This window comes from Sphingobium ummariense RL-3, assembly GCF_000447205.1.
Lineage (GTDB): Bacteria > Pseudomonadota > Alphaproteobacteria > Sphingomonadales > Sphingomonadaceae > Sphingobium > Sphingobium ummariense.
Genome location: NZ_AUWY01000101.1, coordinates 19,111 through 43,999 on the forward strand (window position 1 = coordinate 19,111; position 24,889 = coordinate 43,999).

At 62.9% G+C, this 24,889-nt stretch carries 21 protein-coding genes; 14 read left to right on the plus strand and 7 right to left on the minus strand.

All coding sequences use genetic code 11. The annotated features are described in order from the left end of the window. Nucleotides 1–16 precede the first annotated feature (16 nt). From M529_RS38955 to M529_RS0124830, 3 genes are all read right to left on the minus strand, one after another. On the minus strand, nucleotides 17–3,253 hold the full coding sequence (locus tag M529_RS38955; RefSeq protein ID WP_152522621.1) for a TonB-dependent receptor: 3,237 nt from the start codon (nucleotides 3,251–3,253) through the stop codon (nucleotides 17–19). A gap of 75 nt (nucleotides 3,254–3,328) precedes the next feature. Continuing rightward, nucleotides 3,329–4,300, minus strand: a complete 972-nt coding sequence (locus tag M529_RS38960; RefSeq protein WP_021318691.1) for a FecR family protein — start codon at nucleotides 4,298–4,300, stop codon at nucleotides 3,329–3,331. Continuing rightward, the gene (locus tag M529_RS0124830) at nucleotides 4,297–4,866 is read right to left on the minus strand and encodes an RNA polymerase sigma factor (RefSeq protein ID WP_031295117.1); all 570 of its coding nucleotides are present in this window, start codon (nucleotides 4,864–4,866) and stop codon (nucleotides 4,297–4,299) included. The genes M529_RS38960 and M529_RS0124830 overlap by 4 nt, the downstream gene beginning before the upstream one ends. Nucleotides 4,867–5,182: 316 nt before the next feature. Between M529_RS0124830 and M529_RS38965 the strand changes: the two genes are divergently transcribed. Both M529_RS38965 and M529_RS38970 read left to right on the plus strand, forming a co-directional pair. Beyond that, a complete protein-coding gene (locus tag M529_RS38965) occupies nucleotides 5,183–6,136 on the plus strand; it encodes an AraC family transcriptional regulator (protein ID WP_161626363.1) in 954 nt (317 codons plus the stop codon). Then, on the plus strand, nucleotides 6,133–7,158 hold the full coding sequence (locus M529_RS38970; protein ID WP_021318695.1) for an SDR family oxidoreductase: 1,026 nt from the start codon (nucleotides 6,133–6,135) through the stop codon (nucleotides 7,156–7,158). The genes M529_RS38965 and M529_RS38970 overlap by 4 nt, the downstream gene beginning before the upstream one ends. A 166-nt stretch (nucleotides 7,159–7,324) precedes the next feature. Here the strand turns inward: M529_RS38970 and M529_RS38975 are convergent, their stop codons facing one another. Beyond that, nucleotides 7,325–7,741: a hypothetical protein gene (locus tag M529_RS38975; RefSeq protein WP_021318696.1), complete on the minus strand. Its 417-nt coding sequence runs from the start codon at nucleotides 7,739–7,741 to the stop codon at nucleotides 7,325–7,327. An 87-nt stretch (nucleotides 7,742–7,828) separates the two neighbouring features. Here M529_RS38975 and M529_RS38980 point away from each other — a divergent pair, with 87 nt between their 5' ends. After that, nucleotides 7,829–8,764: a LysR family transcriptional regulator gene (locus tag M529_RS38980; RefSeq protein WP_021318697.1), complete on the plus strand. Its 936-nt coding sequence runs from the start codon at nucleotides 7,829–7,831 to the stop codon at nucleotides 8,762–8,764. Nucleotides 8,765–9,030: 266 nt separating this feature from the next. On the opposite strand, the gene M529_RS50065 is transcribed toward M529_RS38980, so the two are convergent. Together M529_RS50065 and M529_RS38985 are read right to left on the minus strand one after the other, a co-directional pair. Beyond that, nucleotides 9,031–9,501, minus strand: a complete 471-nt coding sequence (locus M529_RS50065; RefSeq protein WP_236617700.1) for a hypothetical protein — start codon at nucleotides 9,499–9,501, stop codon at nucleotides 9,031–9,033. Then, nucleotides 9,498–9,917: a nuclear transport factor 2 family protein gene (locus M529_RS38985; protein WP_021318698.1), complete on the minus strand. Its 420-nt coding sequence runs from the start codon at nucleotides 9,915–9,917 to the stop codon at nucleotides 9,498–9,500. Before M529_RS38985 ends, M529_RS50065 begins: the two co-directional genes overlap by 4 nt. 119 nt (nucleotides 9,918–10,036) lie before the next feature. Between M529_RS38985 and M529_RS38990 the strand changes: the two genes are divergently transcribed. The 9 genes from M529_RS38990 to M529_RS39020 all read left to right on the plus strand — a co-directional run bounded on the left by M529_RS38990 (nucleotide 10,037) and on the right by M529_RS39020 (nucleotide 20,526). Next, complete coding sequence (locus tag M529_RS38990) at nucleotides 10,037–10,651, plus strand: TetR/AcrR family transcriptional regulator (protein WP_021318699.1); 615 nt, start codon at nucleotides 10,037–10,039, stop codon at nucleotides 10,649–10,651. 956 nt (nucleotides 10,652–11,607) lie between these two features. Next, nucleotides 11,608–12,804: an IS256 family transposase gene (locus tag M529_RS38995; protein WP_021316599.1), complete on the plus strand. Its 1,197-nt coding sequence runs from the start codon at nucleotides 11,608–11,610 to the stop codon at nucleotides 12,802–12,804. A gap of 317 nt (nucleotides 12,805–13,121) precedes the next feature. Next, on the plus strand, nucleotides 13,122–15,281 hold the full coding sequence (locus tag M529_RS39000) for a TonB-dependent siderophore receptor (RefSeq protein WP_021318700.1): 2,160 nt from the start codon (nucleotides 13,122–13,124) through the stop codon (nucleotides 15,279–15,281). Nucleotides 15,282–15,298: 17 nt separating this feature from the next. Continuing rightward, nucleotides 15,299–15,604 carry a hypothetical protein gene (locus tag M529_RS39005; RefSeq protein WP_021318701.1) on the plus strand — a complete coding sequence of 102 codons (306 nt, stop codon included), beginning with the start codon at nucleotides 15,299–15,301 and terminating at the stop codon, nucleotides 15,602–15,604. Continuing rightward, entirely contained in the window at nucleotides 15,601–17,178 is a 1,578-nt protein-coding gene (locus tag M529_RS39010; protein WP_021318702.1) for a PepSY-associated TM helix domain-containing protein, read from the plus strand. The genes M529_RS39005 and M529_RS39010 overlap by 4 nt, the downstream gene beginning before the upstream one ends. After that, nucleotides 17,175–17,498: a hypothetical protein gene (locus M529_RS0124835; RefSeq protein WP_051184064.1), complete on the plus strand. Its 324-nt coding sequence runs from the start codon at nucleotides 17,175–17,177 to the stop codon at nucleotides 17,496–17,498. Before M529_RS39010 ends, M529_RS0124835 begins: the two co-directional genes overlap by 4 nt. A 349-nt stretch (nucleotides 17,499–17,847) precedes the next feature. Next, nucleotides 17,848–18,615, plus strand: a complete 768-nt coding sequence (locus M529_RS0124840; RefSeq protein ID WP_051184065.1) for a helix-turn-helix transcriptional regulator — start codon at nucleotides 17,848–17,850, stop codon at nucleotides 18,613–18,615. Continuing rightward, on the plus strand, nucleotides 18,616–18,987 hold the full coding sequence (locus tag M529_RS39015) for a DUF1330 domain-containing protein (RefSeq protein WP_021318705.1): 372 nt from the start codon (nucleotides 18,616–18,618) through the stop codon (nucleotides 18,985–18,987). A 168-nt stretch (nucleotides 18,988–19,155) separates the two neighbouring features. Continuing rightward, complete coding sequence (locus M529_RS39020; RefSeq protein WP_020817822.1) at nucleotides 19,156–20,526, plus strand: IS1380 family transposase; 1,371 nt, start codon at nucleotides 19,156–19,158, stop codon at nucleotides 20,524–20,526. 353 nt (nucleotides 20,527–20,879) lie between these two features. Here the strand turns inward: M529_RS39020 and M529_RS39025 are convergent, their stop codons facing one another. Continuing rightward, on the minus strand, nucleotides 20,880–21,548 hold the full coding sequence (locus tag M529_RS39025; protein WP_051184068.1) for an arylesterase: 669 nt from the start codon (nucleotides 21,546–21,548) through the stop codon (nucleotides 20,880–20,882). Between the two features lie 56 nt (nucleotides 21,549–21,604). Here M529_RS39025 and M529_RS39030 point away from each other — a divergent pair, with 56 nt between their 5' ends. Both M529_RS39030 and M529_RS39035 read left to right on the plus strand, forming a co-directional pair. Further along, nucleotides 21,605–22,303 (plus strand): ABC transporter ATP-binding protein, encoded by a 699-nt coding sequence (locus tag M529_RS39030; RefSeq protein ID WP_021318707.1) that lies wholly within the window; start codon nucleotides 21,605–21,607, stop codon nucleotides 22,301–22,303. Next, nucleotides 22,300–24,834, plus strand: a complete 2,535-nt coding sequence (locus tag M529_RS39035) for an ABC transporter permease (RefSeq protein ID WP_021318708.1) — start codon at nucleotides 22,300–22,302, stop codon at nucleotides 24,832–24,834. The genes M529_RS39030 and M529_RS39035 overlap by 4 nt, the downstream gene beginning before the upstream one ends. Nucleotides 24,835–24,889: the final 55 nt, after the last annotated feature.

Sequence of the window (24,889 nt, forward strand, 5' to 3'; positions counted from 1 at the left end):
GCGCGCGTTCGTGGCGTTAGAAGCTCGCCTTCATCGTCACGGCGAAGCGCCGTCCGAGCGTGTCATAGCTAGAGGGGAAGGTATTTCCGCTGTTGAAGCCGCCGGCGCCGATGGTACCGCCGACGATGGGCGGCTTCTTGTCGAAGAGATTCTGGACGGTCAGCTGGAGCGAATATCTGCTTCCGACCAACTGCCTGAAGCTGAGGTCGAAGTAGTCGTAGCTCGGAATGCGGTTGAAGTCGAAGCTCTCGCCCAGTTCTGAAATTGTGCCATTGAAGAGGCGATCGGGCGAGCGCAGAGCATCTATGTGTCGCCAGAGCAGAGAGATGTCGGACCGACTGTGGAGCGAGATTGTGTTGCGCACCGACCATTGGAATTCGGGACGGAGGGACGTACAGCCCACGGAGTAGATGCCGACGCAATCGCGGTCGACGCTGGCGGGCGACGCCTGGAAGCTGGATTTGCCTGCCCAGTTGCCCGAAGCGATGAGCATCCACCGAGCGAAACCTAGATCATGCTGGTATGTGGCAGTGACATCGATGCCGTCCGCGGCGAGGCGGCCAAGATTTGAGCGCGCGAGTGTGATGCCGGGAAAGACGGTCTGATCGCCATTCAACCCCCCGGTGAGGGGATCGCGCCGGATCAGCATGCAGGAGGGGTTGGTGAGGCTAGGACTGTTGAAACAGCCATCGACGATATCGACGGTTGTGGGAGCGGAAATCGCGCCCGTTACCTTGATATTGTAATAATCGACAGTCAGGCTGAAGCGCGGCAGGAAAGCGGGCGTAAAAACGGCACCGATCGTCCAGCTCGTAGACTCCTCTGGCCGTAGGCCCAGGTTCCCGCCGGTGGTGACGTTCGCTTGGCCGGCCGTGGGCTGCTGAATGACGCCGATCTGGTTTGCAGGAGCTCCCTGCGCAATACAGACATCGCGTAAAACACCGGACGGCGTTGGCCGTCCGGAAACCGGCGCGCCGCGATCCGTGAGGTTAGCGCACGGATCGTCCTGAAGGCGGCCGATGCCTGTGGCCCGTGGCTCGAACAACTCGAAGATGTTGGGCGCGCGTACGGCACGAGCATAATTACCGCGTAGTTTTGCACCGCGGACAGGCGACCAGCCACCCCCGACCTTCCAGGTCGTGGTTTGAAAGGACGGACTGCCGGGCGCATCAATCGAATAGCGCGAATAGCGGACGCCCGCTTCCAGTGTGAGATCTTGCAGAAGCGGTCTGTCCTGTACGATCGGTGCCACCACTTCACCCACCGCTTCCCAAACATCGTACACGCCCCTGATATTTGGCAGGCCACCACCACCACTGGTGTCGGCCGCGAGGAGCACGGCACTCACTGTCTGGGACGCCTTGTAACGGCGATATTCTCCGCCGACCGCAAAGGAGACGGGGTTTGCCGCCCACGGGAATGACCAGCCCAGATCGCCGGAGATCTTGGCATTGACCTGCGTGAGCGCGGTACGCTGAGTGACTGTGGTGTCGGTCGTGAGGAAACCGTTCATCGCCGGCGTGATCGAACCGTCCGGCCCGAACCAGTTCACCGCCACACAATTGTTCGACGGATCTTGGCACACGATGTTGCCCGCTGCATCCCGTGTCGCGAGCATTGACTGGCGGATACGCGAGGTGCGGAAAAAATTCTCCTGGAGAACAACATTCTCGCTTTCGCCATAGGCGCCGAAAACATCATAGCTGATATTACTCGTGATCGCGCCCCTCAAGCCAAACTGATAGTCTTGAAATGTCGTCTTCGCGGTCAGATAGCGGAGACCGTTCTCCACCGAGCGGCGCGACATCACTGAGGAGACTGTGCGATAGGCGGGGTCCCCCGCCATAGCGGTCGAGGCGGCAAGGCAGTCGGACGCACTGATCGCATTGGCGGCGCAGAATTGATTACGCGCTCCCGCCGGGAGGTAAGGGTTGCTGAGCGGAATCTGGACCGGTGTCGAAAATGCGCCGCCAGGCGCGATGATGATGGCGACCGTGTTGCGCGACCAGATGGCGCGTCCATAGACCTCCGCCGCGTCGGAAATCTCATAGCGAGAGGTGCCATAGAGGTTATAACGCTCGAAGCCAGTCTGATAGAGATTGAAGGGGTTGAAATTGTAAGGAGCATAGATGGTGGCCAGGGCGCCGCCGCTCGTGATCTGCTGCGATCCGCTACCCGGGAGGCTGAACGTGCTGGGGACGGCAACGGTCGATCCGCTTGGGAGGCCCGTGATCGAATCGAATTGACGCACTCCGAAGGATCGTGATCCCTGGTAGACGGGATCAGCCTTTTGATAGCCTGCCGCGAGCACGATATTCCCGCGCCCTCCGCCAAAGCGTTTGCCCGCGATGATATCGCCGCGAAAGACATTGCCGTCGCCTTGTTCCGTGATCTGTTCCGACAGCGTTGCCTCAAGTCCGGTGAAGCGGCTTCTGGTCACGAAGTTGACCACGCCGGACACTGCATCCGCGCCATAGGTCGTCGAGGCGCCACCTGTCAGCACGTCCGTCCGCTCGATCATCGCCAACGGGATATTGTTCAGGTCGAAACGGCCCTGGAGTTCGGCGGGGGCCAGGCGGGCGCCGTCGACAAGGATTAGGTTCCGGTTGTCACCGAGGCCGCGGAGGTTGACAAAAGAGGCGCCGGCGTTTCCGAGGTTCTGGGCGGAGCCGCTCGCGGGCACGAGGCCCGGCAGGTCGCGAAGGAGCTCCTCGGCCGTGTTGGACGATTTGAGCTGGATCTGGTCAGCAGATACCACATTCACTGGCGAAGAGCGCTGGAGGTTGGGGTTCCGGATGAGGGAGCCGGTGACGACGATGTCTCCCGAAGCCGCATTCTGGCTTGCGGCCGCCTCGCCTGGAGGCGGCCCGGAGTCGAGCAACTCGTCGGGCGTGTCGCTTTGCGCGAGGGACATGGGACGGCTGGCATTTACCTTTTTTGCTGCCGGCCTTTGCTGCTCCCGGACGATCGCCACAGCTCCGGCAAAGCCAGGTTGAGCGCGGAAACCGGTGCCTGCAAGGATGCGGGCAAGGGCATCGTCCGCTGACATGCTTCCGCGCACGCCGTCGCTGCGCACGCCGATCATATCGTCACCCCGGAACAACACCTGGCGACCGGACTGCCGAACATAGTCCGAGAGGGCGGACTTCAAACTACCGGCCTCGATCTGGTAGGCGCGTGGTTGTGCACTAGCAGGCGTAACCATCGCAGTCAGACACACGCCGGCGGACAGTGCCGCAAAAGTCCTGGTCATTATCGAGCCCCCTTCGAGCCCCTTCCTGGGGCCTTCGATATTTGAGAGAGTCTCGGCTTCGAAACCCGTATGTCACTATTCCGAAATTTTGATCGTCTCCCCGTCTTCCGTCACGCGCAAGCCATATGCATCACGCAGGAGATGCGTAAAGCCATCGATATTGGCGGCCTGGAAGGCTCCGTCGATCCGCATGTCGGTGGCAACCTTGCCTGTGACGAGGATTTGCCGGCGATGATATCGGTTGAACTCCCGGGCAGCGTCCGCCAGCCGGGCGTCGCTGAAGTTCAACATGCCTTCACGCCAGCCCAGCGCGTTTTCCACGCGTGTTTCCGCATGTTCTGCGACCAACATCGCGTTATCACGAACGACAGCGACGTCCCCGGCGGAGATAGTGGTCGAACGTTTTACCTTGGCATCGGTTGTCGCGTCGACGCGGACACGGCCTTCCAGCACGGATACGGTCACGTTCGTACCATCGCGCCGGATAGCGAATTTGGTGCCGAGTACTGTTACCGAACGCGTGCCGACATGAACCACGAACGGTGTGTGTTCGCGGTGCCTGATATCGAAGAATGCCTCGCCCTGATCGAGCCACACCTCCCGGCGGTGGGCGGTAACCGCGGCTCGTAACCGGGTCGCGGTATTCAATTCCACCTTGCTGTGGTCGGCGAGCACGACCTTTTGTTGTGCGCCGATCGGGGTCGCGAATGCCTGGGTTACGCTTCGCGGAGGTCCGTCCGAGAAGATCAGTGTCGATCCTGCGCCCACGACAAGCGCAAGTGACGCAGCTATCGCCCAAGGTTGCCAACGGCGATAGAAGGGACTTTGCGGCCGGTCGAATTTCTCGCCATCGATTGGGCCCAGGGAGCCAATGCGGTCCGCAGCGCGCCAGCCGGTCTGCTGCCGCAGATAGGCAGCACGGTGCAGAGAAGACTCCGCGAGCCACGCCTCAAGTTCGGCTTCTTCGCGTGGTGACCAGTCCGGCTCCTCCTGGCGAAGTATCCAGCGCGCGGCACGGTCGCTCGCTTCATGTGCCGGACTCGTCATTCCGACCTCCGAACCTGGCGCTTCTGGCGGGAGGGCCATGCGACCTTGCCCGAACCGCCGAGCATGAAGTCCGTCAGTGCGCGCATTCCCTTGGTCAGTTGTTGCTCGATCGCATCTATACCGACGCCGAGACGATCCGCGGTCTCGCGCGTGGTAAGCCCTTCCACCTTTCTCAATCGCACGACCTCGCGGCAACGTGGGGGCAGCGCGCTGAGGCCTGCGAGTGCTCGTCGCAGCTCATCCCGCGCATCGATGTGGCGGTCGGCCATGGTCAGGTCGGGAGGTGCGCCGACGCCCTCGAGGTTCGCCAGGAATTCGATCGACACGATCTGACTACGACGTGCCTGTTGGATGAGGTGATTGCGAGCGATGGCGAACACATAGCCCGACGTATGCGCGGGAAGGCCGTTGCGCGCGCCGTGAAGCGCCAGGGCGTAGATATCGTGAGTCAAGTCAAACACATCCTCCGGCCCGCGCCAGTTACGGCGGATGTAGCGCGTCAGAGCCGGTTCGAGGGTAAGAACCTCTCGGCAAAACCAATCATCCAATGCCGCTTGATCAACCATCTGGTCGCGAGCCACCTTTCAAAGCTGTACAGCCTTCCAGGCTAAGATGATCGTGATACAGAAACCCGTATTGTCAATCGACGCGACTATGAGGATTTCGCAAAAGAGCTCGCGATCAGGCAAGCGGGTCATTGCCTTTATGAGCGAAGCACGCACGCTGAAGCAGTGGGGTGCCCGGCGGTAGATGCGTATGTACTCGGCGTTTAGGTTGATTGGCGCGATCTGATTTGTTGCGGGACTCTCGCAGGCCTATATTTTCTCCATGCAAGGCCCATCCACCTTTTCGCTGCCAATCGGCGCGCTGTCGAAGCTCGGGATGCCGATCGAACGGCTGTGCGCCCGCGCCGGCGTGGCCGTGTCGAACGCGTGGGTGACGAGCGAATTCTTCCGGATCTGGGCCGCGGCCGAGGAAGAATTCAATGACCCCGGCGCAGGCATTCGCTTTGGCGACGAAGGGATCGCGCGCGGCTACGGCGTCGCGGCGATCGTTGCCTTGCACGCGCCGGACTTTCACAGCGCCCTTGCGGCGCTCTCCCGATACAAAAGCCTGACCTGCCCCGAACTTGTGGAGATCGAGGTAAGGGGAAGTGAAGCCGTTGTTCGTTATCGCTGGCTCCAGGCGACCGGACCGGTCCCGCGCCTGCTCGTGGATGTGACCATGGCGTCCCTGCGCCAGCTCGCCTGGCGAGGGACCGGCGGAAAGGTCATGCCCATCCGGCTGGAACTGACGCGGCGTCCAAGGGACAAGGAGCTTTTGCGACGGCACTTTGGCTGTCCGATCGTCTTCGGGGCGGCAAGTGACGCGATGGTGTTCGATCGCGCAGCGCTCGACGTTCCGTTTCTCACTGCGGACGGCGGCGCCTTCGCCCATTTGGTGAGCGGCCTGGAGCAGCGCATCGGCGCAGGAGAAGGCTTCCCCGCTTTTGCAGGCGAGGTAGCCGTCGTCATCGCACGGCAACTGAGCGAGGGACGCCAGCCGAGCGTCGGGGCGGTCGCTGGGCGCCTCAATCTCAGCACCCGCACGCTCCAGCGTCGGCTCCGCGAACTCGGTACGAGCTTTCAGGAGCAACTTGCGGGCGTGAGGTGGACCGTCGCTGCACGTTTGCTCGCCGTCACCGACCTCGATGCGGTGGCCATTTCCATGCTGGTTGGCTTCGTCGAGCCCAATTCATTTGCCCGAGCCTTCCGCCACTGGGAGCGGACAACCCCGGCCCGCTGGCGCGACCAGATGGTCGATGGGCGTCGCTTTCACCAAGGAACCCCGTCATGACTCCACTGCGCGTTCTCGTCACAGGGGCGTCCGGTTTCATCGCCGGCCACTGCATCCTCCAGCTTCTGGAGCAGGGTCATTTCGTCCGCGCCACCATCCGGTCGTTGGCCAAGGAAGCGGTGGTGCGCGGCGTTCTCCAGAATGCGGGGATGATTCATTCTGACAGGCTGAACTTTGTCGTGGCCGATCTCCTGAGCGACGACGGTTGGGCAGAGGCCGTCGCCGGCATGGACATCGTCCTGCATGTCGCCTCGCCGGTCTTGCCGGGAAGGGTGGCGAACGAGGATGACGTGATCGTCCCGGCGCGCGAAGGCACGTTGCGCGTGCTGCGCGCGGCACGCGACGCAAGGGTGAAGCGCGTCGTTCTGACCTCCGCCTTCCACGCCGTCAGCTGGGGACATCCGCATGACGGCCATTTGTTCACCGAAGCCGACTGGACGCTTCTCGATGGTCCCGGTGTCGACGCTTACGGCAAGAGCAAGACGCTCGCCGAACGGGCGGCCTGGGATTTCATAGCCGGAGAGGGAGGAGGCCTGGAACTAACCACGATGTTGCCGGTCGCGGTCATGGGACCGGTGATGGGCAAGGATGTTTCCGGCGCTAACCACATCGTCCAGCGCATGCTCGATGGCGCGATGCCTGTGGTCCCAAACCTCTTCATACCCGTGGTCGATGTCCGCGACGTGGCCAGCGCGCACATCATGGCGATGACCAACCCGGGGGCGGCTGGCGAGCGCTTCCTGCTCTCCAATGGTCCTGCGCTCAGTCTGAAGGAGATCGGCGAAATCATCAGGGCTGCGCTTGGCGATGCGGCCAGGCGGGTCCCGAGGCGCGAACTCCCCAACTTCCTGGTACGCATCGCCGCGCGCTTCAATGCCGAGATGCGTCCTTTCGTACCCGACCTCGGCTACGCCAAGAAAACATCGAACGACAAGGCTCGGCGCGTGCTCGGCTGGTCTCCGCGCGAGCCGCGCGAAGCGATCGTCGCGGCGGCAATGTCGTTGGCGGGAAGAACTGGCTGAGCCGCCGAATTGTCGCCCCGAGCAATTTGAAGGGCTAGCACCGGGAATCTTTTTGGTGTGGATGCGGTGCCGCCCACGGCCGCCCGGCCTAGGACGGCCGTGTGCTACTAGCGGAAGAGCCTATAGCCTCGCAGCGCTGCCTTCGCGTAACCTCGTTGCCATCAGGTCAACGTGTCCTCGTCGCGATGAAGCGCCAGTCGGCGACTACGGCGAACCGATGCGGTTTCGCGCGACAGGCGTACACGTCGCTATCCAATATCGCCCGGAGATCGGCAAAGCTCTCGTAGCGCACGACGACGATGTCGTCCCAATTGTCGTCAGGGCCAGCCAGGAGACTGTGGATTCGCTGCCCGGCATAAACGAGTTGCGGCGTCACGCCGACCTCTTCGCATGCCGCGTAGAACCCACCGACATATCCTTCGTAGTAGCCGCTCCGCGAGTCCGGCTTAACCTCCGCAAAATCGTGGGCGTAATTGGGCGTGTCACGGAATCGGATGAGATTGACCATGACGACGGGCCCTTCGCCGATCGCCTGCGTCGCCTCTTCAAGAGCAGCATCTTCGAGCTCGTTTGCTTGTGTCACTATGCACCTCCAGTTCTGACCCAAGCCATTATCGCGATGGCCACAAGGATCGTGTAGAGAGGACGAAAGCAGGATAGAGTTGCCATCATGTCCACACCGCCCAACTTCCAGCGCCTGTTGAACCTGCTTCACTTCGCGCGGGTGGTAGAGGCCGGATCCTTCGCGGAGGCCGCGCGGCGGGCAGGCACGACAACCTCAGCGCTATCCAAAGCTGTTGCACGCTTCGAGAAGGCGAACGGCGTGCGGCTTCTCCATCGCACCACGCACGCAATCTCGCTGACACCAGAGGGCGAACGCCTCCTTGAGGGAACACGGGACCTTCTCCGGGAGGCCGAGAGGCTGGAGGCGACCCTCGATCATGCAAAGTCGAGTGGGTCGGGCGGGCGCATTCGGTTGAGCGCCCCCGCGCCGCTCATACGCGCCAGACTGGCGCGGCAGGTCCCCGGTATTCTGCGTGCGAATTCGGATATCGAACTTGAGCTCAAGGTCGATGATGGCACACTCGATCTAGCTGCCGAGGGCATCGATATCGCGATCCGGTTCGGCTCGCTCGCCGGCTATGCGAACGTCGTCTCAACCCCGCTGGGGAGCTTCCCTTGGGTGCTGTGCGCCACGCCGCGCTATGTGGAGATCATGGGTACCCCGCAATCGCCAGCGGATCTCGACGCGCACCACCAGATCGGCTTTCGCGATCCCGGCTCGGGGCGCGTCATGCCATGGCAATTTGTCGATCCGGCCACCGGCGCTCTGTTTCGACACCTTCCGCGGCCGCGGATCGTGGTGGAGGATTTGGGCGCGATCTGGTCGATGATGCGCGTTGGCTTGGGGCTGGCGTGGATACCAGCCTGGATCGGTCTGGGCCCTTTGCGGGACGGACTTGTCGTCGAACTGCTGCGCGAGTGGCGGGGAGAGGAGACGTCGATCCACGCTGTTCGACTTGAGCGGCGCCACACGCCATCGCGCGTTCGTTCCCTGCTTGATGGCCTTCAAGCGGCCGCAGGGGAATGGCGCTATCCCGGCTGACATTCGAAAAGACCATCAAGCTCGCAAATCCGGCTCGAGGCGGCAGCCAGCCGTCTTGACTGCGGCTGTGTGCCGGTTTTGCCATTGAACATGGAGAACGGGCGCCGGCATTCCCGCTTCGTGTCCGCCGCTTGGGCGACGACCTTCGCGACGCGGCAAAGGAAGTCGAGTTTCGACGGAGTGAAAATGGATCGCCCTGCTCCGTTCACCGGTGCGCCGGATTTTCCGCTGCCCTGACGTGCGCCGTCATGCCCTAGACCAGCGCGTCAAAGACGGTTCGGATGCGACGGGCTCAGATCCTCATGCATGGCGATCCAGACCGGAAGATCGGCGGTGAACAGATCCGGCAAAACAGGCTCGAGCCCCCGGGTCGCGGATTGCGATCGGGTCCTGTAATACGCCGATGCCGAACCCGGCACGCACCATGGCAATCTGCGCGAGCTGGTTGTCGGTGTCGAGCGCTCAGGATAATCGAAGCAAACGCCGATGACCTCGATGCCTTGGTGGACATCGGCCTCGACGCCTGGCCTGGTCGCTAAAGACGTCCGAGATCGCATCTGGTCGCCATGGATCGCTCCGAAACCATGCGGCTCTTTGTCCGGATCGTCGAGCGTGGAAATTTCGCGAGTGCCGCAAGGGATTTGCAACTTCCTCGCGCCACGATGACCAGAGCTGCCCTTCCAAGAGCCAATAATCCCGGAGGGGCAACAAGGGAGCTGGGCGGCGTAGGGAGTCACAGCTCAACCCTGTCCAGAATCTCATAATATGCGTTCAGGTCGAGCCACTCGATCCCCGAGACGACTTTGCCGTCCTGGAGCGTCATGATGTACATGTAGCCGTTCTTATATGGTTTGCCGTCAATGGCTCGGCTGCTGCTGTCTATCCTCGCAAAAACCTCGGTTCCGTCCGCCCACACGCCGCGAGTTTTGATTGCAAGTGGCTCAGCGAAGCGCGCGAACAGGGCCGCTTCGGCATTGTCGAATAGATCCTTCATGCCTCGGTACGTCCGGGCAACCGGCCCATGTCCCGCGATTGTCCATTCGACGTCAGGGGCAAAGATGGCCTCGAAGAATTTTGTGAAGTCCTGGGAGGCACTTTCGAGGGCCTCGGTGACAAGGCGCAGATTGGCTTCTTCCTGAGGAGTGTAAGACATAATCACCTTTCTCGTTGCGGGTAGCCGGGCTAAGAGCGACCTCGTTGAGGCTAGACCGGTCGTTCCAGAATTCTTGGATATACCGATCGTTCCAAAAATCAATTCTGTTTGAGGCAACTGTGACCAAAGACGACGATGCGAGCCGCGCGCGGGGACGCCCGCGCCAGTTTGATGCCGAGGCCGCGCTGGTGGCGGCAATGCGCGTGTTCTGGCGACATGGCTATGCCGGTGCCAGCATTGGCACACTCATCCAGGCGATGGGGATCAGCCGCGCTACCATGTACGCGTCCTTTGGCGACAAGGAGGATCTGTTTCGCAAGGTCATGGATCTCTATGAGCGCGAGAAGACAGCATACATGATCGACGCACTCGAGCAGTCGACTGCCCGCGGCGTGGCCGAACATCTTTTGGACGGCACGATCGCGTTACAGACGAACACCGCCGACCCCAAGGGGAGCATGGGCATTGTCCACTCTCTAAGTCACGCGCCCGGTGACGAGAGCATCAGGGAATTCGTGACGCAGCGAGGCCTCTATTGGCGCGACAGGCTGGTCGCTCGCTTCGAACAAGCCGCAGTCGACGGGGATTTTCCGACGTCGATCTCAGCGCGCCACCTTGCGCTGACGCTGAAGGCAACGACCGACGGGCTTCTGGTGGCAGCCGCCAGCGGTATGGACGAGACCGGGCTGCGGGGCATCGTGCAAACCTTCTTGGGCATCTGGCCGGGGCGCTGAAGGTCGCGAAAGATCTGCATCGGCAACCGACTTCACAGCCGCTGGATCGGCTAGCCAGCCCTGCACTTCCTAGCCGCGACCGGCCGGGCGGCTGGGAACGCATGACTTGCTGGAGGGTGACATCGCACCTGGGAAACGCGCCAAAGGCCCGGGCATATTCGCGACTGAACCGCGATGAGCTCTCATAACCGGCCTGAGGGGCCGCGTTGCTGATGGTACGAAAGCAACCAGATAACGCGGCGGAAGCACATTCTGCCAAGACGCGATCAGGACGCACTCGAAGATTGAAGAGCCGGTTGCGAAAACCGATCGGTGCAGCCAATGGGCGAAGCTCACCGCATCGCTTGGCGAGAGTAGGGTTGGTAAACATCGCTCGATGGATCAGTTGCGGATACAGCCCGCGTGATGGCGACTGGCACGGCAAATGGCTTTGGCGGCTTGAATTAGCTCGGGGATTGAAGCGCTTCGACATCGAGAGTGACGCCGATATACCAGCGAAGGCTACAATTAGGGAGGAACTCTCATTCGAGCGCGCGGCAATCGTGGCCTCCGTAGCTCGTTGGCGGCCGAATGCGGTTTCCGCCCGTTCAAGATGACCGTCGATAAAGTCACGATCGGCCAGCATACAGCGTGCCTCCGCATGCAGAAACTGCGGCAGATACTGGCCATATTCGCTCTACATGACCTCGCAAGAAAGACGAGATCATGCTCACGTCTTGGGGGATCGCACTTGCCGTCGAGGCACATAGGGGACCGTCAAGCGTTACCAATTAGATTCATTACGACTGAGGTGGGCTGCACTTGCGGCGGCAATCATTCCTCTGAGCCATGCTTCGTGAACGTTGATCATCGGGACGTGTCTCACGGGGTGTTGTAGGAAGGTTGCCCTGAGGGGGTAGCCACCGTCGATCTTCTGGTAGGGTTCGGATGCGAACTCGAACCTGGAGAAGACGAGGATGACCGATGACAGAATGGCCCTGATCGAGCTGATCGAGCAAGGGGCTGATAGCGATCTGGTGCGCGAGATGCTGGCTTTTGCCGCCGAGCGCATGATGGATCTGGAGATCGAAGCGAAGACGGGTGTCCCTTGCGGGTCTCGCAGCCGTGAGCGGCTCAACCACCGCAATGGCTACCGCGAGCGGGGCTGGGATACGCGCGCCGGGCGGATCGATCTGGCGATCCCCAAGCTCAGGAAGGGCAGCTACTTCCCGAGCTTTCTGGAGCCGCGCCGCACGGCGGAGAAGGCACTGGCCGCGGTGATACAGGAGGCTTACGTCCACGGCGTCTCAACCCGCTCGGTCGACGATCTGGTAAAGGCAATGGGCGCCAGCGGTGTTTCAAAGAGCCAGGTGAGCCGTCTGGTTGCCGAGATCGACGAGCGGGTGAACGCCTTCCTCACGCGGCCGATCGAGGGCGAGTGGCCTTATCTGTGGATCGACGCCACCTACCTCAAGGAACGCGAAGGCGGTCGGATCGTCTCGACGGCGGCGATAATCGCGGTGGGCGACAACACCGATGGCCGGCGCGAGGTGCTGGGCGTCGCCACCGGCCCATCGGAAGCCGAGCCCTTCTGGAAAGCTTTCCTGCGTTCGCTGGCGGATCACGGCTTGCGCGGGGTGAAGCTGGTCATCGCCGACGACCACAAAGGGCTGCGCGCCGCTGCCAGCAAGGTGTTTGCCGCAAGCCAGCAGCGCTGCCGTGTTCATTGGATGCGCAATGCGCTGGCCCATGCCGCACCCAAACAGCGACCGGCGGTCATCGCCATGATCAAGACCATCTTCGCGCAGGAGACTGCCGAGGCGGCGCACCAGCAGTGGGAACAGGTCGCCGATGCCCTGCGCGAAAAGTTCCCCAAGCTCGCCGACATGATGGACGCATCACGTGAGGACGTGCTGGCCTACATGACCTTCCCGAAGGACCACTGGGCGCAGATCGCGTCCACAAATCCGCTGGAAAGGGTGAACAAGGAGATCAAGCGAAGGGCCGATGTCATCGGCATATTCCCGAATGACGCCGCCGTCGTCCGCCTCGTCGGAGCGCTCATGCTGGAGCAAAACGATGAGTGGGCCGTATCGCGCCGCTACATGACGCTGGAAACCCTCGGCTCGGTGAGCCATAATCCCATCGTCAGCCTGCCAGCCCAAGCTGCCTGACCCAAACCCGACCCTCCCGTGGATCGACGGTTCCTACACCACCCCGTGGGACACGACCCAGCAGATCAAGGGTCAGACCCGTCCTATCGCCACAAACACGCGGCGTGAGTTAGCGCAACCCTGCAACCCTCGACAGGAGGGGGCTGGCTCCAGCACCCCCAAGATTGATCGGCTGAGTTTGACGAACGGAAAAGGAGGTTCGTAGTCTTCCGGCTCAAGAGAATGCAGCGCATGTAATCTGCTATTGCAAATGACTTGCAGAATCGGACGCGCATGACTAGGCAGCGAAAAAACCGAAAAGGGGAACCCGCTCTCTCATGCCTGCCTTGCTGACCATCCTCGCCGCCACCGCCGCCGCCGTCCCGGCTGCCGAAGCCCCCGCCGCGCCGGGCGATACCGAGATCATCGTCACCGGTGAGCGGACCGAGGGGCAGGATGATTATGCGGTCAGGAAGCAGACCACGACGATGCGCTTCCCGCTCTCGCAGCGCGAAACGCCCCAGTCGGTCAGCGTCGTCACCCGCGCCCAGATCCAGGATTTCCAGCTCAACGACATCAACGACCTGCTGAAAACCGTGCCCGGCGTTCAGGTGCAGGCGCAGGAAACCGACCGCATCTATTATTCGGCGCGCGGCTTCGACATCCAGACCTTCCAGATCGACGGCATCGGCCTGCCCTTCGCGTTCGAGGTGCAGACCGGCTCGATCGACACCGCCATCTACGATCATATCGACGTGGTACGCGGCGCGCCGGGGCTGCTCTCTTCCACCGGCAACCCGTCCGCCGTCGTCAACTTCATCCGCAAGCGCCCTACCAAGACCTTCCAGGCGAGCGGCAGCGCGCAATATGGCTCCTACGACCATCTGCGCCTCGATGCGGACGTCAGCGTGCCGATCACCTCGGACGGCAGCATCCGCGCCCGCGCTGTGGGCGCCTATCTGGATGAGGACAGCTATCTCGACCGCTACGGCCTGCGTCGCTGGACCGGCTATGGCATCGTGGAGGCCGATCTTGGCCCGCAGACCACCGTCACGGTCGGCTATGGCCATCAGGACCATCATAGCCGCGGCGCGACCTGGGGGGCGCTGCCGCTCTATTATACCGACGGCACCCGCATAGACTTGCCGCGATCGGCCAATAGCGGCCCCGACTGGGCGGGCTGGAACGTCATCGACCGCCAGATTTTCGGCGATATCGTCCATCATTTCAACGATGACTGGCACGCCAAGCTGACGGTGGTGCGCCGCGCCGTCAGCGAGGATGACCGGCTCTTCTACGTCTATGGCAATCCGAGCGCAGCCTTCGCAGACGGGATCGATCCGGCGGAAAGCGTGAAGGGCGGCAATATCCGCAGCTATCCCGGCGCGTTCCGGGCGGAAACCCGCAACCTCACCATCGACGCCTATGTCGCGGGCAAGGTCGCGCTGTTCGGGCGCGAGCATGACCTGATGTTCGGCGTCAACCGCAGCGCCCAGCGTTATATTCAGACATCGGGCTATGATTATGGCGCGATCAATCTCGAACTGTCGATCGACGACGTGTTGAGCGGCAACACGCCCGAGCCGAACTTCCCGACCGTCTTCAACACCAACTTCCTTGAAAGCGGCGACCGCACGACCAAGCGCGAGACCGGCTACGGCCTCATCCGCTTGAGCCTCGCCGATCCGTTCAAGCTCATGCTCGGCGGCAATCTTACCCACGCCACCAGCGAAGGTTTCTCCTACGGCGCGAACATGGCCTATGACTGGACCCGCTTCCTGCCCTTCGTCGGCGCGACGCTCGACCTAACCCAGAGCATCAGCGCCTATGCGAGCTTCGCCACCATCTTCAATCCCCAGACCCAAACGACCGCCAATCGCGAACTGATCGACCCGATCAAGGGCGACAATATCGAGGCGGGCTTCAAGGGCGAATGGATGGGCGGCCGCCTCAACGCCAGCCTCGCCATCTTCCAGGCGCGGCAGAAGAACACCGCCGAATCCGCCGGTTTCGACGAGACCATCGGCCAGACCATCTATCGCGGTGTCGACGCGAAGTCGCAGGGGATCGAATTCGAGTTCGCCGGCCTGCTCGCGCCGGGGCTTCAGGCGACCGGCGGCTACACCATCATGCGCGTGCGCGGCGAGGATGATGAGCCGGTCCGCACCTTCGTGCCCCGTCAGCTCGGCCGCCTGACGCTCACTTACTCGCCGCCTGCGCTCCCGGCGTTGAAGGTCGGCGCGGCGGTGCAATATCAAAGCAAAATCTATCTCGAACCCGGCACCGTCTCGATCACCACCGGCGCACCGATCCGCGTCACCCAGCCCAAATATGCGCTGCTCGATCTGCTCGCCAGCTACAAGCTGACCGACAATCTGCAGATCAGCGCGAACCTGAAAAACGTCACCAACGCCAAATATCTGACCGCGCTCAATTACGACCAGGGCTATTATGGCGCGCCGCGCACCATCCTGGGCACGATCAGCCTCAGATATTGAGCGGGGAGGGAGAGAGGATGACCGTCACGTCGCGCCGCTGGATCAGGATCGCCTTCGCCGGGCCGGGCGCGGTGCTGATCGCGCTGGTCGTGATGGCCGGCATGGCGCTGTGGCTGCCGGGCGGGGCGGCGGGGATCGACAATCTGGTGCTGCCGCTCATCCTCGCGCCGCTCCTCTGGGCGGGCCTCTTCTTCCACGCCTGCCTCGACCGCAGCCTGGCGCGCGTGGCGACCGTTGCCTTGGGGCTGCTGCTCGTCCATTCTGCCCTTATCGCCCACAAATTCCTCGATAAAGGCCCGGCGTCCACGGAGGCCCATCGATGATCCACCTCCCCAAGCAAGAGACCAAAGCGATGGTCGCGGTGCATGGCTGGTCGGGCATCCTGCTCGGGCTGCTGCTCTATGCCGTGGTGCTGACCGGCACCGCCGCGGTGTTTGCCGAGGAGATCGGCGCATGGTCGGCCGGCCATGTCGCGACCCAGTCCGCGTTCGAACGCCCCATGGCCGACACGCTACGCCGGCTGGGGGCGGAAACCCCGGCCAAATATCGCGAAGCGGTCGACCTGTTCGAGACCGGCGACCATGATCTCGGCCTCTTCTTCCACCGGCACGAGATGGACGGCGGCGAACTCATCAGTCGCGGCCTCTTCTATGTCGTGGGGCAGGATGGCCGCGTGATCCACCGCCAGGTAGGTACCAATGAAGATGTCTATGGCGCGCGCAACGACAACGCGCTGAGCGCCTTTCTGGTCGACACCCATGTCCGGCTGCACGTCCCCAATCCCTGGGGCCTGCTGCTGACCGGAATCCTGGGCCTCTCGATGCTGGTCGCAGCCATCTCCGGCCTGCTCATCCACCGCCACCTCTTCAAGGACATCTTCACCCTGCGCCGATCGGGCAGCGCCGTGCTGGCGAACCGCGACGCGCACAGCGTCGCCGGCACATGGAGCCTGCCCTTCGCCTTCGTCCTCGCCTTTACCGGCAGCTTCTTCTCCTTCTTCGGCACGATCGGCGTTCCGGTGGTGGCGATGGCGGCGTTCGGCGGCAATGTGCAGGCATTGACGGAGGCTGTCTATGGCAACCCCGGCAAGCCCGATCCGCGTTTAGCCGCGATCGGCAATATGGACCGCATCAATGCCGACGCCATTGCGCGCGCCGGCGCGATTCCGACCTTCGTCACGATCGAGAATTTCGGCCGGGCAGACGCGAAGGTCACGACTTATCATCCGCCACGGTCCGGCGCGATTGCGCCCATGTCGCTGCTTTATGACGGCGCGACCGCCCGATTTCTCCAGGAAAAGCCGCTGATCGGCCCGAAGCCCTCGGCCGGCGGTACGCTCGCCGCAATCATGTCGCCGCTCCATTTCGGCAATTTCGCCGGGCTGCTGTCCAAGGCGATCTGGTTCGGGCTCGGTTTTGCGATGTGCTATGTCACCTATACCGGCATTCGCCTCTGGCTCGTCCGGCGGGAGGGAGGTGTGCGCTCCTTTGCCTGGCTGGAGCGAACCAACATGATCGTGGGCCTCGGCCTGCCCTTTGCGCTCGGCGCCTCCGCCGCCGCCTTCCTTCTCGCAATGCCGCTGGGCAGCGCGACCTGGTGGACGCCGGCGGGCTTCCTCATCGGCGCGGCGCTGGCGATCGGGGCAGGCGCGATCGCGCCCAGCGCCGCCCGGTTCCGCCTATGGTTGCACGGCGCGACAGGCACATTGTTTGTCCTGCTGCCGCCGCTACGCCTCCTGACCGGAGGTCCCGGCTGGCGCACGGCGCTTGCCGCCGGCCAGCCGATCATCGTCACGCTCGACATCGCCTTCCTGCTCGCGGGCGGGTGGCTGCTTTGGCAATTGCGCGGCAAGGCGAGCGCGCCGCGTCAATCCGTCGCGTTGCAACCGGCAGAATGATGACTCTGCTCACCCTCGCGGCAATCCTGTTCTCGGCCAGCTTCGTCCTGTTCCTCGGCCTTGGCGATCCGAAGCGCCGCCGCGCCGCTCGCAGGGGGGCGGGGCATCGCGAGACCGTGCGTCGGCTGCTTTCCTTCTTGGCCTTGCTCCCGGGCATGGCTTTCCTCCTATATGGCGATGCCGCCGCCTTCCTCCTGTGGCTGGGTGGAGCGGCGGTTGCAGGCTGGATTGTCACGCTGGTGCTGGCATCTAGGAGTGATCCAAAGGGCGTGCGCCGCAGAGGCGTCCAAGGCCGGCAAGAAGCACAATCGGCCTACTGAATGCCGCGCCTGAATCTTGGGAGATGAATAAGTTGGGTAGGACCGGTGGATAATGTTTTCGTCTTCCCACGACCCGTCCAAACCGCTCAACTCTTCAATTTCGCTGCCGACGTGCAGACCATCCGGTATCCGGCAGCTGGCGATCCAAGCCGGAGGCTTAGCGCCTGATTTTCCATGCCCAGCAGCAGACGTTCCGCTTTATCGGCATCAACCGACCAGGTCCAATCGCTCAGATTTGCGTTTGGAATGACGGCTGCTACCCAAGCCGATATTGCGTAGCGGCCTCTTCGCACTGGTAGGAGACAATCTGTTTGACATATGAACAAAGGCGAAGATCAGGGCCAGATATATGTCGAGAACAAGTCGCCTAATCGAATTGCTTGGAGTGCTACATACCCGCAGGATGCCGGTCACGGCGCTCGACCTTGCAGACGCGTTGGCTGTTTCACAGCGCAGCATTTACCGGGACATCGAGACTTTACGCTCTATGGGGGCGCCGATTGAGGGTCAGGCTGGCGTTGGTTATGAATTGCGGGGAGGTTTTTTTCTGCCGCAACTCGCCTTCTCACCAGAAGAACTGGATGTCCTGATACTTGGCTTGGGCTGGGTACAAGCCCGGGCCGATCCCGCATTGGCGCAGTCCAGCGAGAGCGCATTGGCAAAAATCCTGTCCGCGAAGCGCAGCGGCGCAGTGATAGACCATGCGCAGCCCTCGCTCATTGCAGCGGCCTCGGTGTCCCGGCGTGCCGACCCCCCACAGGTTGCCCTGCTGCGCGATGCAGTCCGCCGACAGTGCAAGGTCCGGATCAGCTATCAGGACGCGAAAGGCGCAACGTCGGATCGCACCATCTGGCCGATCGCCATCGTCTATTTCGACGAAGTGCGTGTCTTGGCCGCTTGGTGCGAACGCCGATCGGCTTTTCGTCATTTCCGTGTCGATCGCGTTCAGGTGACGACTATCTCGGACGAGCGATACCCCGGACGTCGCCAAGCGCTTGTGACGAAGTGGCGAGAACAGGATCGCGACTGGCGCGCGATGCTGACGGATTCTGGCAGGAGCGGCGGCTATGTGAGGAGCGACGATTTCGGTTCGGCTCCCACATCAGAGGAAAAATAGATGATTACTCTTTCACCTGACGCGTTTGAAACCTTTCTGGCCGACAGTGACGATGGGCCCGTTGTGATGCTGAACCTGCTGCGCTTTGCGCCCGATGGCGGCCGGGAGCGCCATCTGGAATATCTGCGCATGGCTAAGCCGATCCTGGCTCGGTTCGGGGCAAGCATTGTCTTCCGCGGCAACGGGCTGCCAGTGCTGACTGCCGGTGAAGAGAAGGGATGGGATGCCGTCCTACTGGTCCAATATCCGAACCGTTCCACGTTCAAGGCAATGGTGGACGATCCAGAGTATCAGGTTGCATTCCAAGTCGGGAAATCGGCTCTTGCCGATATCATTCTGCAGCCGCTGCGGCCGAACCAAGAAATGATGTGAGCGCGACGCTTTCCGAAATCGACCATCGGCGGTCGCCCAGCTGCCGATTTTGCCTCCTAACCCGGCTTATTCATCGGGCTCAGTCAGCAGGGTTGGCGGGAGTGGTGTAAGCGATTGCTTTGATGTAGGAAAATGGGTGTCTAGACCAGTCCTGCAGCGAGGCAATTTATGCCACGGGCCACACCCGCCGGGAGCGATGATAGCGCGCCGGGATTTTCGTTTCCAGCGATCGGGCGCAAGAAGATCACAGCCGCGTTCGACGGAGGTCGGCTCACCTCGGATGGCGGTGTTCTGCTGCTGGCACAGGCCGAGCGCGCGATGGGGCTTTGCCGGCGGCTTGCGGCTTGCATTGCCGATCCGCGGGACCCTGTGCGGGTGATCCATCGCCTTGATGACATCCTGCGTGCCCGGGTGTTCGCGATCGCCTGCGGCTATGAAGACGCCGATGATCTCGACGCTCTGCGCGACGATCCGGGCTTCCGTCTGGCGCTGGGCAAGCTGCCGGGATCGGGCGCGGGGCTGGCCAGCCAACCGACGATGAGCCGGTGGGAAAATGCGCCGACCACACGCGAACTGGCCAGGATGATGGCCGCGATGATCGACATCTACTGCACCAGCTACCCCGCCGCGCCGGCGGCGGTGACGCTGGATATCGATGACACCTGTGACGTTGTTCATGGCTATCAGCAGCTCTCCTTCTGGAACGGGCATCATGGCGAGCGCTGCTTCCTGCCGATCCATGTCTACGACACTGCCACCGGCCGACCGGTGGCGATGCTGCTGCGCACCGGCAAGACACCGTCGGGCGCCGAAGCTGCCGGCCACATCCGGCGCCTGGTGCGCCATCTGCGCCGGCACTGGCCCGAAACGCACATCACCATCCGCGGCGACGGGCACTATGGCCGGCCCGAGGTCATGGCCTTCTGCGAGGCGGCCGGCGTCGACTACGTGTTCGGCCTGCCGACCAACGCCGCGCTGCGTGCTGATCCCGAAATCGTCGCTGCCGCCGATGCCTGCGCGGTTAAGCGGGCTCAGCGCCAATATCCGGTCCTGCGCAACTATGCCGAGACCCGCTACGGCGCGAAGAGCTGGAAGTGCCAGCGCCGCGTCGTCGCCCGGATCGAGGCCAGCACGCTGGGCATGGACATCCGCTATGTCGTCACCTCGCTGGCCGAAGGTTCGGCTGAGCATATCTACGACACCCTCTACTGCGCGCGCGGCAACGCCGAGAACCTGATCAAGCGCCACAAGACCCAGCTTGCCAGCGATCGTACCTCGTGCCGCTCAGCCAATGCCAACCAGATGCGCCTCATCCTGCACACCGCCGCCTACTGGCTCGTGTGGCGCATCCAGCAGGAAATCCCGAAGGCTGCCGCGCTCGCCACCGCCGAGTTCGCAACGCTGCGCCTGCGGTTGCTCAAGGTCGCCGCCCGCGTCATCGAAACCGCTACGCGCATCCGCGTCGCCTTCGCGTCAGCCTGTCCCGATGCCAGCCTGTTCAGAACCATTGCCACCGGCCTCCGGCCGGCACCCACATAACCAGCGCGGCAGTGCCGCCCAAAGCCCGAGCCCTCGTCCTTCAACCTCGAAAAGCCCATCGATCCTGACGCGGTGAAAAAAACCGCCGGAGGAGCTTGCTCTGATCACCCGACGACCGACAAACCATGCTCGCACGAACCCGGAGCGGAGGCCTCATGAATAGTGCGGGCTAAAGGTGCGGACCGGCCGCTTCTGGTTTCGATGGTCGCCGCCGCCCGCCGTCTGATCCAGCCTCGATGTTTCGAGCCGCGCTTCAGCCATTTGCGGACCTGTCTCCCTTCCACGGCTTGTTTGTTTTCGTCATCGCTGCCTCCCCATCCGATCAAGCATTATCCGGCGCGCTTCGAGAAGGATCACTTCGATTCAAGCTTTGACACGACCAGAGGCGCCACCTTGCCGACGATGATGTCGACGCCCTTGGGGTTCGGGTGGATGCTGTCCGCTTGCATCAGCGCACGGTCGGTGATCACACCCTCCAGGAAAAAGGGGTAAAGCGCGGCCCCGAATTTCCGGGCCAGCTCAGCATATATAGGGTTGAAGCGCTCGGCATAGTTGCGCCCCATATTGGGCGCAGACACCATGCCGGTCAGCACGATCGGGATGCCCCTCTTATGAAGTTCCTCACATATCTCGGTCAGGTTCGCTCGGGTTTCCGCAGGATCGATGCCACGCAACATGTCGTTGCCGCCCAGGTTGATCATGGCGAGATCGGGCTTGCGAGGAAGGCCCTCGAGCGTGAAAGCGAGGCGGTTGAGGCCCGCGGCGCTCGTGTCTCCCGAGACGCCGGCGTTGACGACGCTGGCGGAGATACCGCGCTTCATCAGCGCCGCTTGCAATTTGACCGGAAAGCTTTCGTTCGGGCCGACACCATAGCCGGCATACAGACTGTCTCCGAACGCAAGGATCAGCTTGCCGTCGGCAGCCGGGGTGGTGGCGGGTGCGGCATCGACCTTGGCCTGGGGGCTCGCCGCGGCATTGTCGGCACTATTTTTGTCCGAGCAGCCAGCCAGCGCTTGGAGCATCAGCGCCGCCGCTACATATGGAAAAATCCTGATCGTCACGAACGGAACCTCCAGCAATGCCCATCACAGCGGACGCCGATATCGCAATCCGTGCACGCAATGTCACGCTGACGTTGGGAACCAGTGAAGCGCCGACCCAGATTTTGAAAGGGATCGATCTCGATATAGCCAGTGGATCGAGCGTCGGCATCCTGGGGCCCTCGGGCTCGGGCAAGTCCTCGCTGATGGCGATCCTGTCCGGTCTGGAGCAGGCGAGCACCGGCGATGTCATGGTCGCGGGCATATCCTATCGCGGCTTGGATGAGGATGCATTGGCGCGCGCCCGGCGCGGGCGGATCGGCATAGTGCTGCAAAGCTTCCACCTGTTGCCGACGATGACAGCATTGGAGAATGTGGCCGTACCGATGGAACTGGCCGGCGCACCTGACGCGTTCGCGCGCGCCGAGGCGGAACTTGCGGCAGTGGGCCTTGGTCATCGGATGGATCATTACCCGGTGCAACTTTCCGGAGGAGAACAGCAACGCGTGGCCATCGCCCGGGCCGTTGCGGGACGGCCGGACATCGTGTTCGCCGACGAGCCTACCGGCAATCTGGATGCCGGGACCAGCGGCACGATCATTGAACTGCTGTTCGCGCGGCAGGCAGCGGCAGGGGCGACCTTGCTGATGATCACCCATGATCCAACGCTTGCCGATCGATGCGATCGCATCCTGGAAATGCGCGATGGCCGGATCGTGTCGGATCGCGTGGCATGACGCGTGCCCAGGCGGGTGAACTTGGCTGGGGATCAAGCTGGCGGATCGCCCGGCGCGACCTGCATAGCGGGTTCCGCGGCCTCAGACTCTTGTTCCTGTGCCTATGGCTCGGCGTCACGACGCTGGCGGCAATCGGCAGCCTGACCGCCGCGATCACTGGTGAACTGTCGGCGCGCGGCCGGACGCTACTGGGCGGCGATATCGAGGTGGCTATGACTCAGCGGCAGGCGAGTGCGTCCGAACATGCCGCGCTCGCCGCGCTGGGACAGGTCAGCGACACCATTCGCACCCGCGCGATGGCGCGGGGTCCCGGACGCGGCAATGCGCCAGACGCGGTGCTCACCGAGTTGAAGGGGGTCGATGGCGGCTATCCGCTCTATGGCGCGCTGACCCTGGAGAGCGGGGGCGCCTACCGGTCGCTAGCGCCCGACGCGGTGCTGATCGATAGGGCGCTGGCCGAACGGCTGTTAGTGCGGCCCGGCGACACGCTGCGCTACGGCGAAGCATCCTTCCATGTGGTGGGAATCATTGCCGACGAGCCCGACCGGGTCAGTGAGGGTTTCACCTTGGGGCCAGTCGCGATTGTCTCTCTGGAAGGGCTGAAGCGAGCCGGGTCGATTCAGCCAGGCGCCCTGTACAAAACCAAATATCGCGTTCGCCTGAACGCGGGCGCCGATCCGGACAAGGTCATCGATCGGTTGAAGGCGCGTTTCCCCTCCGCCGGTTGGGAGTATAAGGACCGCAACCGGGCGGCACCGGGCGCCTCCCGCTTCTTCGAGCGAATGGGGCAGTTCCTGTCGCTGATCGGTCTCGCCGCGCTGGTGATCGCGGGGATCGGCGTCAGCAATGGCGTGTCCTCCTACCTGGCCTTGAAGCGCAACAGCATCGCGACGCTCAAGATCCTGGGAGCGACATCGGGCGATATCGCGCGCATCTATTTGTTGCAGATCGGTGCAGTCGCGCTGCTGGCCGTCACAGGCGGACTGCTATTGGGTGCGCTTCTCCCGATCGCGTTGGTCGCGCTGGCCCGCGATCTGTTGCCCGTCGCGCCGGGCTTCGGAATATTTCCGATCCCGCTTTTGACGAGCGCGGCTTATGGTTTGCTGATTGCGGTCGCCTTTGCGCTGCCGCCCTTGGCGCGTGCGCGCACGCAGCCGGCGGCGGCGCAGTTTCGCGGCCTGGTGGAGAGCCGTGCGACGATCGACCGGCAGACTATGATCGTCGTCGCGGTGGCGGCGGCGCTTATAGCGGCGCTCGCGCTGGCGACGGCGCGCGACACCCTGTTTGCAGGCATGGTGCTGGGATCGGTCGCGGCCGTGCTGCTACTGCTGCTAGCTATCGGATCGGCCATTCGGCGGCTGGCGGCGCGCATGCCGCGTCCGCGCAGGCCGCTATGGCGGCTCGCGCTTGCCAACCTGCATCGGCCGGGTGCGCAGACCGTGGCGCTGGTCATCGCTCTTGGCCTCGCGCTGACCCTGTTCGTGACGCTGGCGGCGATCCAGACGAGCCTGAGCGCCGAGATCAGTCGCACGGTCCCGCAGAAGGCGCCCAACCAGATCATACTCGACATCCCGTCCGAAGGGCGCAGCCGGTTCGCCGATATGGTCCGCGCTATCGCTCCCGAGGCGCGGCTGAACGTCGTGCCGTCGCTGCGCGGTACGATTACCGCTTATGGGGGCAAGCGGGTATCGGACCTGAAGGTGATTCCGGACGACGCCTGGTTCCTGCGCGGCGAGCGCGGCGTGACCTATAGCGACGTCTTGCCGCAGGGCAGCGAACTGACGGCCGGGCGGTGGTGGCCGAGCAGCTATAGCGGACCGCCTTTGGTGTCACTCGACCAGCAGGCCGCGAAGGTGCTGGCGCTGCAGGTCGGCGATCCGATCACCGTGAGTGTGCTGGGGCGCGAGATCGAGGCGCGCATCGCGTCGCTGCGGAAGGTCAATTGGGACACGATGGGGTTCAACTATGTGCTGGTTTTCTCGCCCAGCGCGCTGGCTTCCGCCCCGCACAGCCTGACCGCCACGATCGACATGGACGTGCGTCACGAGGGGGCGGTGTCGCGCGCCTTGCTGGCGGCCTTTCCGTCGGCATCGATCATCGCGGTCAGCGACGTGATCGGCCAGGTGCGCAATGTCCTGGACCAAATGGCGACCGCGATCCTGCTTTCCGCATCGGTCGCCATCCTGGCCGGCATTGCCGTGCTCATCGGCGCAATCGCCGCGTCGCGCCAGGCGCGCAGCTATGACAGCGTGATACTCAAAATGCTCGGAGCGACCCGCTGGCAGATATTGGGCGCGCAGGCATTGGAATATGCGCTGCTGTCGGCGCTGCTTGCCATATTGGCCTTTGGTCTCGGCATCGCCGCAGCCTCGTACGTCATTATAGACCTGTTCGATTTCGATTGGGCCCCTGACTGGCTGGTAGTGCTGGGCACGTTGGCGGTTGGCTCGGTGCTGACACTGGGCATCGGCATGCTGGGATCGCTGCCCGTCCTGTCGGCTCGGCCTGCGCAGGCGCTGCGGCGCCTATAACCCGCCGTGACCGACGCTTTAGCGTCTGATCCGAAATTAAGTTGAGTAGTATCAC